The 13,587-nt window shown below is 59.0% G+C and carries 10 protein-coding genes and 1 pseudogene; 4 read left to right on the top strand and 7 right to left on the bottom strand.

The window, feature by feature from the left end; genetic code table 11:
• Nucleotides 1-270 precede the first annotated feature (270 nt).
• Both IVB48_RS34730 and IVB48_RS34725 read right to left on the bottom strand, forming a co-directional pair.
• Nucleotides 271-393: pseudogene (locus IVB48_RS34730) on the bottom strand (transposase family protein); the annotation flags it as partial.
• A 567-nt stretch (nt 394-960) separates the two neighbouring features.
• Nucleotides 961-3,363, bottom strand: a complete 2,403-nt coding sequence (locus IVB48_RS34725; RefSeq protein WP_346659026.1) for a hypothetical protein — start codon at nt 3,361-3,363, stop codon at nt 961-963.
• 739 nt (nt 3,364-4,102) lie between these two features.
• Here IVB48_RS34725 and IVB48_RS34720 point away from each other — a divergent pair.
• The 4 genes from IVB48_RS34720 (at nt 4,103) to IVB48_RS34705 (ending at nt 9,648) form a co-directional block, all read left to right on the top strand.
• On the top strand, nt 4,103-5,359 hold the full coding sequence (locus IVB48_RS34720; protein WP_247407350.1) for an IS256 family transposase: 1,257 nt from the start codon (nt 4,103-4,105) through the stop codon (nt 5,357-5,359).
• Nucleotides 5,360-6,790: 1,431 nt separating this feature from the next.
• Complete coding sequence (locus IVB48_RS34715) at nt 6,791-7,480, top strand: response regulator transcription factor (RefSeq protein WP_247282071.1); 690 nt, start codon at nt 6,791-6,793, stop codon at nt 7,478-7,480.
• 73 nt (nt 7,481-7,553) lie between these two features.
• Nucleotides 7,554-8,975: a type II and III secretion system protein family protein gene (locus tag IVB48_RS34710; protein WP_247282082.1), complete on the top strand. Its 1,422-nt coding sequence runs from the start codon at nt 7,554-7,556 to the stop codon at nt 8,973-8,975.
• A gap of 10 nt (nt 8,976-8,985) precedes the next feature.
• Nucleotides 8,986-9,648 carry a CpaD family pilus assembly lipoprotein gene (locus tag IVB48_RS34705; protein ID WP_247282070.1) on the top strand — a complete coding sequence of 221 codons (663 nt, stop codon included), beginning with the start codon at nt 8,986-8,988 and terminating at the stop codon, nt 9,646-9,648.
• Nucleotides 9,649-9,691: 43 nt separating this feature from the next.
• Here the strand turns inward: IVB48_RS34705 and IVB48_RS34700 are convergent, their stop codons facing one another.
• From IVB48_RS34700 to sctQ, 5 genes are read right to left on the bottom strand one after another with little or no spacing between them, the layout of a single operon-like run.
• Nucleotides 9,692-10,729, bottom strand: coding sequence for an EscU/YscU/HrcU family type III secretion system export apparatus switch protein (locus IVB48_RS34700; protein WP_247282069.1), 1,038 nt, complete (start codon nt 10,727-10,729; stop codon nt 9,692-9,694).
• Nucleotides 10,726-11,547: a type III secretion system export apparatus subunit SctT gene (sctT, locus tag IVB48_RS34695; RefSeq protein ID WP_247282068.1), complete on the bottom strand. Its 822-nt coding sequence runs from the start codon at nt 11,545-11,547 to the stop codon at nt 10,726-10,728. The genes IVB48_RS34700 and sctT overlap by 4 nt, the downstream gene beginning before the upstream one ends.
• Before the next feature lie 11 nt (nt 11,548-11,558).
• Nucleotides 11,559-11,834, bottom strand: coding sequence for an EscS/YscS/HrcS family type III secretion system export apparatus protein (locus IVB48_RS34690; RefSeq protein WP_018458364.1), 276 nt, complete (start codon nt 11,832-11,834; stop codon nt 11,559-11,561).
• A 2-nt stretch (nt 11,835-11,836) separates the two neighbouring features.
• Nucleotides 11,837-12,502 (bottom strand): type III secretion system export apparatus subunit SctR, encoded by a 666-nt coding sequence (gene sctR / locus IVB48_RS34685; RefSeq protein WP_247300634.1) that lies wholly within the window; start codon nt 12,500-12,502, stop codon nt 11,837-11,839.
• Nucleotides 12,495-13,580, bottom strand: coding sequence for a type III secretion system cytoplasmic ring protein SctQ (gene sctQ, locus IVB48_RS34680; RefSeq protein WP_247344779.1), 1,086 nt, complete (start codon nt 13,578-13,580; stop codon nt 12,495-12,497). The genes sctR and sctQ overlap by 8 nt, the downstream gene beginning before the upstream one ends.
• Between the last annotated feature and the right edge of the window lie 7 nt (nt 13,581-13,587).

The following is a 13,587-nucleotide window of genomic DNA, read 5'->3' as shown; positions in this document are numbered from 1 at the left end:
GAACGTTCACCACGCCACCATCGTCGAGATGAACGTCGAAAGCTATCGCAGGCGCACCGCGCTCGAGCGGAAGCGTGGTCCAGGGCGACCATCCTCGCATGCGACACCAAAAACACTCGCTGATTGACGCTCCGCGACAATCAGAGCGAACAAAACTCTTGCGCGCGACAATCATCGCGGCAATCATCACCTCGCTGCGACACCGACTCGCCATCCTGATTGTCGCGCGCTTCCCATCCAGATTGTCGCGCTATAGCAATGCGGCACCTCGCATGTGAAGCGCCGCGTGAGCAATCGGAGGCGCACCTTTCTGCCCGCTGATGGCAAATCGGCAACGTGCCGGACGTAGCGGCTATGGATGCGGCTCGACGCTGTCGCGCACAAAGGGCACCGAGCCTCCGCAGCTTCCGACCTGACAGCCAGAATAAGCGAATCCATTGAGTCACTTACACCATCAAACACCAAACCACTCGGTACTAGCGATGAGATCTGAAAGCCCGTCCGCATGGCGCTGATTCTCCGTTTGAGAACCACAGTCGCCCGGCAAACTTCACCAGAAATGAGTCAGACCCCCTTTTGGATGCCGATAGGGGGTCCCAGTCGAACGCCGATTGACAGTAGGGCGCTAAGCACGGCGCCGCAGACACTTACGAAGCGATCGGCGATGGGATCTCGAACACAAATGCGCAAAACTGCTTCATTCACGATCTGAAGCATAGCCGGATCCTAGGCTATTCGGACCCGGCCATCGCAAGCGCGGCGACAAGGGCCGCGATGCTGTTTTTCAAGCGAACGGAAGTCGGGGTCTCCACGCTCCCGATCGAATTTCAGTCGGACCCGTTGTCGATCTGTTCGAGGAGCCCGCGCCGGCTTCGATTTCATCGAGGATTTCCTCTCGTTGATAACGGTCTGCTTGATGGTGTCACCACAGTGACGCTCTGGCGTGAGACACTCAGGTAACTACATCCTGAGGCGCGCGAACTGCATCGACGCATGCTCCGCCTCGCGAAGGGAGTCGCATGGGACGATGCTCAACAACGACTTACAGAACGCAGGCGTGAGCTTGCCGCGGTGGATCACAACGTTCTCGTGCCCCGTGGCGGCTCGAGCGGTCTGCCATTGCCGATTGTAGCCGCGCTGTTCATTGGACTTCACGTGGCAAGCGGCGAAGTCGGCGCCGCCCAGCGTGGCCAACTGCCAGGCATGTACCGGCAGCTTGGTATGGATGTGCACCCACATCGGATTTGGCATCCTACCACTGCGCAGCGCCTTGGGCTGCAGCTTGACCTCGAACAGCGTCGCTGGCTCGCTCTTCAAGGCGCGGGGTGGATCCACAGACGCAAGTTCTTCGGCCGCCTGCAATTGTTCAAGGTACTTCTGCGACGGAAACGCGTACGTCTTCATGCAATCGATCGTGATCGCCGCCTTTCGTGCGTTCAACGAGTTTGCCTGTCCCTGAACCTCGGACAACATCGTCTTAAGTCGGACTATTTTTCCGTGCACTTCAGGCAATTGCGCATGCGTGAGTAGGCCATGTCGGCGGGGCTCCTCCAGCGCGGCTACACAGTTCTTAATCTCGGCGGTCTGCGTCTCCAGGCGCTTAAGGACGAGATCCACGACGTGGTCGGCGTCCTCAGGCTTCATCTGGCGCGCTTGCGAGACGGCGCTTTGCTGAGCCGGCAGATCGAACTGCAGCAGCTCGTCCAATCGCTTGAGTAGTCCCGTCAGTGCGTTCCTGGAGGGCGGAGCCTGCCACATCGCCAGGTGCCCGGTCGCCGATGATGACGCCCTCGCGCGTGCCTCCTCCGCACTCGCGAGTTTCTTCGTACCCAGATCCGAGAGTACGATAACCTTGGCAGTAGAGGCTGTGGCAGCGTCGGGCCTAGCGAGCTGCGGCTCGCGCAGCCCGGCCGTTGAACTCCCCTCGCGTGCGGCCGGTGCGCGCTTGCCTTTCCCCTTCCTGCGCGCCGCGTGGTTCTCAGCCGCTAAGTCGGTCTTTTCCGATATCGCAGTCTGGGCAGGCGGCTCCACTTGCCTCTTTGGCTGCACTGCCAAAAGTCGCGTGACTTGGTGCGCGGTGACCCATGCACCTTCCACGATCTGGTCCAACTGTTCCAATGGAAGGTCGGCATCCGTTCTAGCATCCCTTAGCCTGGCAACGATACGTTCCACCTCTGAGGCAAATTCCGAATGCCGTTCCATGACTCCTTCCAGAACGGTGCAGTGCTCTGCGTCGAGTGGCTCTCCGTCCTTGTTCAGAACGGCTTTGTACGTCGAGACGAATGCCGGAAAAGCATCCTGGATATAGGTCCCGAGCAGACGCACCCGCCCGTTCTCATCCATGAGGGCGTCCCTCACGGCTGGTTCAAACGTGCTCGCCTGAGACTCAATCAGAAGCTTCGCGAGCTCAATCCGCGATTCCAGATACAAGCACCCATCATAAAGTGCCGAGCCGGTGTGCAGGCGTAGTGCGGCTTCGTTGGCCTTCCGCATCTCGGGCGTCGTGCTTGGCAAGTTGGCAGTGGTCTCGCAGGCGGACTGCATCCGTTCCGAGCGCAACAGCTTCTTTCCCCACCACTCGATGACAGGCACATGGTCCTTCACCATACTGGAAGCCACTCGGCTCAGCTGGTCGGGGGTAGCGTTGGATTTCGAAATCCGCTGGAACAGGCCTGCCGATACCTGTCTGCGCTCTTCTAAGGCGAGGATAATCGCCGAGGCCACCATGTTGCCCTGACGCCCCGCCTGGAGCACGGCATAGCAGTATTGACGGGCCTCGGCGTCGGACAGAATGCTCGGCGCCACGGCCGGGCGCAGGCTCGCGTAGTACTCCAGAACTGCCGAGCCTGCTTTGACGAATCGATCGCTCAGCTCTAGCGCCTCCTTCAGCTCGGCATCCTCGCCCGGCTGACGGCAAGCGGCATAGTCCTCACGCAGGCGGTCCATGTGTCGCCTTGTTGCGTTGATTTCTTCCTCTGACGAGGAAATAGGGACTGCCACACCGGAAGTTGGCGGCTGGCTGGCGACCGGCGCCGTGTCTCCACCCTCGGACACTGAGGGAAAGCCGCGCCGCCGCGCAGTGGCTCCACGTGGCGCAGCGGCTGCACGTGCCGCAGCGCCTAGGATTCGATCTGGGCCAACGGAGGGACCGGAAGACCTGTCGCCAAGGGCATCGTCGGCACCGCGCGCCGTGCTAGCGGAGGGCGTCCCTCTATCTTGGGGCCCAGAGCGCATCCGCTCCACGACGGAATCGAACGATTGACTGCCTTCCCCAGGGGCTAGACTTGAGTGCGAGCGTGAACTGCTCGATCCGGCTCCAGCATCTGCAGTGCGCGATCTTCCAGATCGGCCAATGCCCGTCATATTCCATCTCCAATCAAGTCGAGAATGCGCAGCCTGTCTGGATAGACAGACTGGCTGACGAGTAGCTGACGAAGGGCGTTTTTCCGGTTGCACAGGAAACCCACATCGCCGTGGATCGTGGTCGAGTAGCTAGGCCATTTGGCTTTGCCCTCACACATCCGGGCAGACGGCTTGGCGAGTAGGCCGGCGGAATCTCACTGCCGGGCTCTCATGGATCCCCACGTGAGACTCTCGCGTCACTGGGCTCCCATTAGGCGAACGAGCTGGGTATGCCGACCTTCCATTGTGCAAAAACCCGGGACGTTCGCGAGATAGCCGTTCGAGAACGCGGCCGGTCTTGGCCTTGCGACCCATAAAGCGTTTGGACCTCCGCATCATCCAAGCCTCGATTGTCTGATTGACGTATCGAAGGATTGCCACAGAGGCGCCTGCCTGAATCGACCGAAATATACAATCCCCGGCCGCAGGAGTGGATTGAGCTGCCGAGCGATGTCACCATTGACACATGGGTCGTTTTCGGAGGCACCCGCATAAACTTCACCGCCGAAGCGCTGAGCCGAGGCAGAAAACTGCAAAATGCTGAGGCGTTTTGTGAGTTCTTTGCCCGTCGCGGCCGGAAGCGGTAGCCAGGAAGTCAAACTTGACGTTCGAAACCGGGCATCTGTCACGCGCGACGAGCACTATCCGGCGCGAGCGCTTCCTTCAAGTTCACTACTGAATCGGCCCCTGCAATAGCGAAATACCAGTCGGTTCCAGCCGCCTTCATCATTCCGAATCGCCTTGTCCCACAGCCAATCTTCGAGCCGGAGCGCGGCAGCTTCTGGCGCAGGCCGTGGAGATCGAAGTCGAGACGTTTCTTGCCACAGTGAAGGATTTGAAGCTTCCCGACGGGCGCGCCCGCGTCGTGCGGCATGGTTACGGCCCGGCCCGAACGATTGCGACCGGCATCGGGCCGGTCGAGGTCGCGCGGGCGAAGATTCGGGACCGCGGAGCGGCCGGTGACGGCGAGCGGATCCGCTTCAGCTCGGCGATTCTGCCGCTGTGGGCGCGGCGGACCAGGAGTCTGGATGCGCTCTTGCCGGTGCTGTACCTGCGCGGCATCTCGACGGGCGATTTCCAGGAGGCGCTGACGGCCCTACTGGGCAGGGACGCGCCGAACCTGTCGCCGGCGGTCATCTCCCGGCTGACGGCCGAGTGGCAGGGCGAGTATGAGCGCTGGCAAAAGCGCGATCTGTCGGCGCGACGCTACGTGTATGTGTGGGCCGATGGCGTCTTCCTGCAGGCACGCATGGAAGACCACGGCGAGTGCATGCTGGTGCTGATCGGCGCGACGCCGGAAGGCAAGAAGGAGCTGATTGGCTTTCAGGTCGGCGTCCGGGAGAGCACGCAGAGCTGGCGTGAGCTCCTGATCGACGTGAAGCAACGCGGGTTGCAAATCGCCCCGGAAATTGCCGTTGGTGACGGCGCGCTCGGCTTCTGGAAGGCGCTTGACGAAGTCTTTCCCGGCACGCGGCACCAGCGCTGCTGGGTGCACAAGACCGTGAACGTCCTGGACAAGGTCCCGCTCTCGGTGCAGGCCAACATGAAGAAGGATTTGCGCGAGGTCTATTGGGCGCCGAACCGGGCGGCCGCCGACGCGGCGATCGATGTCTTCGCCGAGAAATACCGCGCCAAGTACGGCCGGGCGGTCGAATGCCTCGCCAAGGACCGCGACGCGCTGCTGGCCTTCTACGACTTCCCGGCCGAGCATTGGGATCATCTGCGCACGACCAACCCCATCGAAAGCGTGTTCGCGACCGTGCGGCACAGAACCGTGCGGACGAAAGGATCGCTGTCGTCAACGACCGCCAGGCTGATGGTGTTCAAGCTGATTATCGCCGCATCAAAGACCTGGCGGCGGATCAACGGCACAAATCAGTTGCCGAAGGTGATTGCAGGTGTCAGATTCAACGACGGCATCGAGGTCATCCACATGCCGGCAAACCACGCCGCCTGATCGCCTCGTCACCCAAAATTCCGCATAGCTCCTCCAATGCGCCGGCCAAGCACTCTGCGGAAGACTTATTGGCCGTCAAGCTCTCTAGGACCGGGGCGCTTCGGCTCAGACGGGACAACTTGCAGACGCGCGGTCATGCACCATGCGATTTCCTGAGCAAGTCGCCCACCGATTGCGAGATGCTGCACATTCTGATCAGACGTAGAATGTCGATCAGAACAACATTTTTCTCACGTCCGGATGGAGCCAAACCGACATTGCTGGGCGAGTGACCATGACTGGGTTTGCTAGTCCAGAAGAGTCGGTGCCCAATGTGAGCCTTGCAGGAAGACGCCGTCATGCAAAATCACCAAAATCATCGCTCACCCTACCAGAGCTGTCAGCGACAGATTGCGTTCGGTCATCAGAGCATCAGGTGCGACTAGGAGACTGAGACACAGACCTCAGAGGTCTTGTCACTATCCAGGATGTGAATGCAATCTATCCAAAGAATTGATTTCACACTTCATGTGCTGCCGGGTAGGGAAAGCGCCGTGCATCACGCAACGTCGTAGGTTTGCTGTCGGCAAAGCTGCGATGAGTACGTGATCATGGACACCGCGATCGGATTGTAGGCACGGTTTTGCCCGGTGCGGCCAAGTTCATGTCACCCCCCGTCTTTGGATTGTCCGGCCGTTGAGCATTTCTTTCCAAAGCGTCTCGGTGATTTTATAAAAGTCAACAATAGGAAGGCGCGGCAGGACGGCCTCGTTATGGCGTTCTCCAGCTGAGCGTAGCCGCGCTTGGCCATCACTGTCGCTCCGGTGATCGGAGCACGAAGGAGGCTCACCTTTTTGGCCGAATGAGGAAGTTCGTTGCTCAAGCACGGAACGCCTGCCGGCGTGCGAGGCTTTGCAAATTGAGGGCCGCGATGCAAATCGCATATCATCGCTGCTCCCGCATCAAACCTGCGGCCGTGCGGCTGCGCTCGCCATCGGAAGCATCGATCGTGATGAGGAGATTTAGATCCAGACCATGGAACGGCATTGTCACTAATCCGCCATGTGAATGCATCGAACCAAACCATCGATTTCACCAATCAATGTGTTCTCGGCAATCATCTCGACTTCACGATGTCGGCGACAACTGCCGCGATTGTTCCGGCGCTGAGCGGGTGCTGCCCGCCTATCGATGCATTGTATTGATTGCCGCCTACGCCCCGATGGAAAGAGCACATTCGACGTCACCAAGATTCACGCGCGCCACGTGAGACAGTGAACAACGCCAGTCGAGCTCACAATGGAATCCCGATCCAATATGCGATTCGCCTGTACCGCAGCTCTTCGTCTATTCCGGATTCCAATGCTTACGCGGAGGCCGGACTGTTCAATTCCGCTCGGGGGTGGCGTGACGTGGTGGGTGTCTTGGCGTTACTTGATAGGAGGTCCTGGAATGCGAACGCTACTCGTTGATCATGAGAGGGACCCTGCGCGCGTTGTACAAGATGCGCTCTCCGATTGCGGTTTTGCCGTTGACGTAGCGTGCACCCTGGACGAGGCCGCCGCCGCTTTTTCTTGCGCCAGCTATGACATTCTCTTGCTCGAGTTGGTTCTACCGGATGGAGACGGCTTGGATTGGCTGAAGCAGTTGAGACGTGACGGACATTCGATGCCTGCCGTGATGATGAGTAACTTCAATGAGCTCGGTAGGCGGATAGCGCTATTTAATGGCGGTGCGGACGACTTCCTGCCCAAGCCCGTATCTACTGATGAACTCATCGCACGAATGCGCGCTACTCTGCGCCGGTCAACGCAAATGACGGCCCCCATTGTTACCTTTGGCAATCTACGATTCGATTCGATCGGTCGGCAAGCGACGGTCAATGGTCGACCACTGACAATTGCCCGCCGCGAGGTGTGCATTCTCGAACATCTGCTCAGCCGCGCCGGCCGCACCGTGGCTCGTGCGTCATTGGAAGATAGCCTCTATGCATTTGACGACGAGGTCTCAACCAATGCGCTTGAGGTCGGAATCTATCGTTTGCGCGGTCATTTGAGTCGGTCCGGTGCGACGCTACGGATCAAAACCGCGCGCGGGATCGGCTACGTCCTTGAATTGAAAGGCGCGGCATCGACCGCGTAGTTAATTGAACTTGAAAGAAAAGACCATCTTGAGCATCATTCTTGACAAGCATGCTGGCGTCACTCGAGGATCGATCGCCGCCAACGGCCTTTCGTCCACATTTCTTCCTTGTCTTTGGCAGCTTTTGTGCGTGGTCATCCTGCTATTCCCGGCTGCGGCCGTAGCTCAGATCAAGCGGGATGATGGAAGTGGGCCGCAGCGTACGGCTGCCGACGGCATTAGCGCAACGCTGACCCTTTCCTCTTCGCTAGGTAAGACGATTCACCTGCCAGCGCCAGCCGCGAGCATCTTTGTCGCAGATCCTACGGTCGCGGACTATCAGGCACCTTCGAACAGGACCATCTTTGTTTTCGGCAAAAAATCCGGTCGGACCACCTTGTTCGCACTGAACGAGGCCGGGGAGGCTCTCGCTGAGCTGCGTGTTGTCGTCACCCAGCCGATCGAGGATCTGCGCGCCACGCTGAAAGCCCAGGTCGGCGACTATCCCATCCAGGTAAGCTACACCCCGCGCGGGGCCATCCTTAGCGGTACGGCGCCCAATGCGGAGATCGTCGATATAGCCATGAAAGTGACCGAGCAGTTTCTCGGGTCTGGTGCGCTCGTCGTCAACAAGATTCAGGTGGCGGGGTCATTGCAGGTGAATCTGAGCGTGCGGGTGGCGGAGGTCTCCCGGAGCGCCATGAAGGAGCTCGGCGTCAACCTCTCCGCTTCCGGTCAAGCTGGCCCTTTCACTCTCGGCTTGGTCAGTGGCAGTGGTGGTGGATACGGCGCGGCGCAGGGCGGCGGTACGGCGAAGATGGGGGTCAACACTGGCCATGTGAACGTCAGCGCTATGCTCGATGCACTGGCTCACGAGCGCCTCGCTTCCGTACTTGCTGAACCGAACCTCACCGCAATGTCAGGCGAATCCGCCAGCTTCCTCGCCGGCGGCGAATTTCCCATTCCGGTGTTGCAGGACAATCGGCAGGTCTCTGTCGAGTTCCGTCACTTCGGCGTCAGCCTGGAGTTTGTGCCGACCGTTCTCAGTAACAATCAGATCAATATCCGCGTGAAGCCTGAAGTCAGCGAACTATCGTCACAAGGTGCTGTCAACATCAACGGCATCTCCGTGCCGGCTCTCTCCACCCGGCGTGCAAACACGGTTGTCGAGCTCGCCAGCGGCCAGAGCTTTGCAATTGGTGGGCTTATCCGGCGCAACTTCAGCACTGAGATCACGACTTTCCCTTGGCTCGGCGACGTTCCGATTCTTGGTGCGCTATTTCGCTCATCGTCATTTCAACAGGATGAGACGGAACTCGTGATCATCGTCACGCCTTACGTCGTGCGGCCAAGATCGAACTCGAAGCAGATGAGTGCGCCCACCGACCGCATCGCTCCGCCCTCAGACCTCGCGCGCAGTCTGACGAACACATTGGCAACGCGCTCGCCTGTTCGCGGTGCTCCCCCGATAAGCGTACCAGGCGCGACAAGGGGCACCGGCCACACCATCGAATGAGGATCGACCAATGAGATTACGATTCGTGCGCCCCTTCATCGGTCTGACGGCCAGTCTAGGTGGCTGCGCAAGCACCGCGCCGACTTACCTCGAGCCGACCGCGCAAGCGATCTTGGTTGAACAAGAGAAGAACGTCTTACTGTTACAGACCCTTGGAGGGCCCGAACGGCAGCGTCTGCGTTACTTCGTAGCGAGTACCAGTCGCGGTCGGTACGACACGCTCCATCTTGATATCGTCGGCTCACGTCGGCTCGGGGCGCAGATAGCAGCTGAGGCCCGCGCAGTTGGCGTCGACGCTCACAACATCCGCCTGTACGGTCCATTCATCGATAGGCGTGATGGCTCTGCCGCCCGAATCGAGGCGATTACGTACGAGGCGCGCCCTCCAGTTTGTCCGTCGATTGCGATCGTCGGCCCTTCAGTGAACGACAATTCTTTCGATCCGACGCTTGGCTGCTCCATCCGCAACAACTTGGCCGGCATGGTCAACGATCCGCGCGACTTGATTGACAATCAGGCCGTTGTGCCGAGTGATGGCAATCGTGCGGCCATTCCCGTTGCCACATACAAAACCTTCGCGACCGGCAGTAACAGCAACTTGGGTATGGCTAACAACAAGCTGCCGTCAGATCCCACGTCTGCCGGCACCCAGACCGTGCAGCCCTCTCGATAGCGAGAACATCAGTCATTCGATGCGACCTCATTCACAACACGAACTAGACTTGGCCGGCGGCAAAGAGTGCTTTTGCGACAGCCTCGAAGTACTGGATAGGAATGGAATTGCCAAGGCTAGTGTTGCGGATTAGCTCACGGACCAGGACGTGATCTTCGACGATACTGAGACGAAGGCGCCTCGCTTCATCAAAGAGCCGTGAAGCCGCCTCCCCGTCGCCGCGGCAAACCAGGACCGGGACGCCCGTTTCGCCACGGATGTAGCGTACCCCGACCAGCAGCTCGCGCCCAGTCAAGATCAATGTCGCGCGACTCACGCCGAGAGGAGACTCGCTCGCCTGCTCCCGCCGAAGGCGTCGGTGTTCGCGTTTGACCTCCGGATTGCCTTGCTGCTCCTTGTCCTCGCGCTTCATATCGCTCTTAGTCATGCGCATGCCGCGCAAGAACAACCAACGCTGGATGAGGAGATCGACCAATCCGCCGATAAGAAATGCACCACTTGCAATCCCGATCAACAGTTTCACTTGAATGAACACGAACTCGAAGCAGCCCGTGCCGCAAACCGGCAGATAGACCAGTGTCTTCCACGCGCCGACAACGACGAGGACAAAGATCGCGCCGAGGCAGAAGACCTTGAACAAGGTCTTGCCAAGCTCGATGAGGGAACGCAAAGAGGCGATGCGCTTCAGTCCGTTGATGGGATCAATGTTCTCGAATTTCGGCGTCATCGGCTCGGAGGAGAACACTAATCCACCATTGGCTAGGACCGTCGTCAGAATTGCGCAGGTGACCATACTCCCGAGAAGCGGGCCAACAATTCCCAGTGCAAATTTGGGCAAGACGCCGAGCGCAAGATCGACCGCAATATTGAACGGCTTATCAAGCAGCTTGTCAGTCAGCATGAGCGCTTCACGACATTTGTCGTAGATGGAACTCGCTTCTAACCAGACATAACCGAGACCGGCGCAAGCGCTGAGGGCCCTGACTAGATCCGTGCTATGCGGAACCACGCCTTTCTTGCGCGAGTCGCTTAGCTTCTTTTCAGTGGGGGCGAGCGTTTTCTCTTCGCTCGTGTCGCTCACTTCAGTTTCCTCTCAAGCCTCTCCAGCTCTCGGCTCGACTGCATGATTTCCGCTTGCATGTATTCGATGAGGTAGAGCGTATAAGTCACCATGACGATCGCAAAACCTATATTCTTGATCGTCAACGATAGGTCCCGCGGGTTGAATTGCGGCGCAAAGCGCCCTAGCAGAAGCGCTGATATGTCGGCCAGCAAGAGGAAAGCTACCACAGGTCCAGAGACCAGGACGGCGGTACGTATGATGCTGTCGAGCACGCCCCACAACTCCAGCGTCCCTCGCATGCTCAGCGTGGGTCCAAGCTGATAAGCCGGCCAAACCAGATAGCTGCCGTAAAGCCCGCTGATCATCGTTTGCAGGCCCCCCGATACGACGAAGATCGTGGTCGCGGTGGTCCCGATAAGAAGTCCCGTCGCCGAAGCCTGACTGCGTGTCGCGGGATCGGCGGGAGTGACCACGCTGCTGATGCCCCGTTGCGCGTCGATGAACTCGCCGACGGCCTGAAGACTCCAGAGGGGAATACTGAGGAGGGCGCCGATCAGTAGGCCGACACACGTCTCCTTAAGACCGAGTAGCGCGATCTTGAGCAGACGAGTGTCCGGATCTAGCTCCTTCAGGCCATCGGCGATGTGCGCCAAGTATGGTAGTTCGAGCGCGACGGCAAGGCAACCGCGGATCAGGCCGCCGATCTGCGGACGCGTAAATACCGGAAGCACCAGCATGATGCCCACGGGGCGGGCCGCACCAAGGCCGGCAGCAACGACGAGTTCGATGGTCGCCTGGATCAGACTTTGCGTGTCGCCGGTTGACAGATCATACATGACGGCTGCTGCTAGTAGCCCGTCGTGAGCGCGGGAAAATCAGTAAAGATCTGCTTGGCTTGTTCGATGAGCGGGGCGCTCAGCACCGGAGCAAACAAACCTATAATCCCAACAATGACCAAAAGCTTCACAGTCAGTGGCAATGTCTGATCCTGGATCTGCGTTGCCGCCTGGATGATGCCGATGATGGTTTCGGCGACCGCCGCTGCAATGAGCGGAGGCAGAACCCAGGTCATGAAAAGCACCAGTGATCGGCTCATAAAAGGGAGAATAGTGGCCTCATCCATGCTCACCCTCCAGGTGTTGTATAGCTCAGCACCAGCCCGTGCATAAGCCGCGACCAGCCGTCAATCGCCACGAACAGAAACAGCTTGAAAGGAACTGAGATCACTGTCGGAGACACCATTGACATGCCCATGGCCATCAGAATGGTCGTTACGATCAGATCGATAGTGATAAACGGAAGGTATAGTAAAAACCCGATTTCGAAGGCACGCTTGAGTTCTGAGATTAGAAAAGATGGGACGAGAATGACAAAATCATCGGCTGTCGCTCTGCCGCGCATCTCTTCCGGCCAGACACGCTCGGTCGAGGACAGGAAGAAGCCTCGCTGTTCTTCATTGGTGAAGTTCTTGAGATAGCCTCGCAGCGGCTCCTGCCCCACTTTCGCAGCGGCTACCCAATCCTCGAGCGTTTGATAGCGGAGCTGCAGATCGGCGACTCTATTGTAGCTCTGCTCAAAGACCGGGGCGCTCGTGAAGGCGGTGAGCATCAATGCTGCGCCGTATAGAACGATGTTCGGTGGAATCGATTGGGTCCCAAGCGCATTGCGAACGAGGAAGAGAACGACAGATACCTTTACGAACGCCGTGGTCGTGACGACAGCGAAGACCAACAACCCGAGCGCGGCCGTGACCGCAAGAAGCGGCAGTATCGCTGGTTCAATGTTAGTCATTGCCCGCTAACCCGCCACGCAGTCTAACGCCGAGCTCGTCTCCAATACGTACTATGTCGCCACTCCCGATACGTACGCCGTTTGCTAGGATATCGACCGGGCCGTCGACCGGCCGGCCAAGTTCGAATACATATCCTTTGCTGATGCTTCTCAGGGCTCCCAGCGTGATGGGCCAGCGGCCGCATTCAAAGACAAGCGAAATCTCAATATCGTCGAGATCGGCTTCCGAAGGCGGCAGCTGTAAACCGGGCAGTGTCGTCATATGCGCATACTCCAGAGGGCGCGGCCGCAAGCGAAACGGTCCGTGCAGGATCAGGCGGTTGCCAGTGACATCTGCCGCGGCCCATAACGGGCCGGCAGTGAGGATGATCTGACCGCGGGCGAATGGCATTACATCCGGCAACAAAGCGTCGCCCTTACGTGTTTTGCGAAGAAGCGCGGCTGACGCCCGGAGGGAGCCGATCTCTCCTGCAACTGTAACGGGTAGCTGTGCGGGGACCTCACACAAATGTCGCGGCAATTGGCCGAGCAGCTCGCCTAAGGCGCGGAACGCCGGCGGTATCGGTCCGTCAAGAGGCGAGAAAAGAAATAGGCGACCTTTGCCCCTGACCGGACCGTAGATGATGTCGAGTTCGATATAAGGCCCGTTCTTCTCGGCCTTTCCAACATGAAGGAGTCGCAGTTGCTGCTCTGTCTCAGTCTCCAGGTGCGCGAGCAACGGTTCAAGTGCAAGTTCGAGAACCAGCGAACGACTTGGCTCGGAAAGTAAAGCTAGGCCACTCTGTACTGTCGAGATCAAGACCTCCGCAAGCGCATGCGGTATCGACAACACGAGCGCATCATCGCCGAGGCGCCAAACGCAATCGAGCATCGACAGAGCCGGAGGTTCCTCCTGCCACACAAGTCGTTCCAGTCGCACCGATAGCGGCTTGTCGCAAAGATTACTCCGCAAAGAGGCGGAGGGCCGCACGTCTCTGTTGAGCCATGAGACGAGACTCTGGGTTAGACGCTGGCTCGGCTCGTACTTCGCGTATGCGTTCGCGCGAGTTGCAGGAGGCGACTGTACAGGGCAGCGCATTTGGTTC

Source organism: Bradyrhizobium sp. 76 (assembly GCF_023073025.1).
In the GTDB taxonomy this organism is placed as follows: Bacteria; Pseudomonadota; Alphaproteobacteria; order Rhizobiales; family Xanthobacteraceae; genus Bradyrhizobium.
Note: the sequence above shows the minus strand (reverse complement) of the source record. Positions and strands in the feature narration are given on the sequence as shown.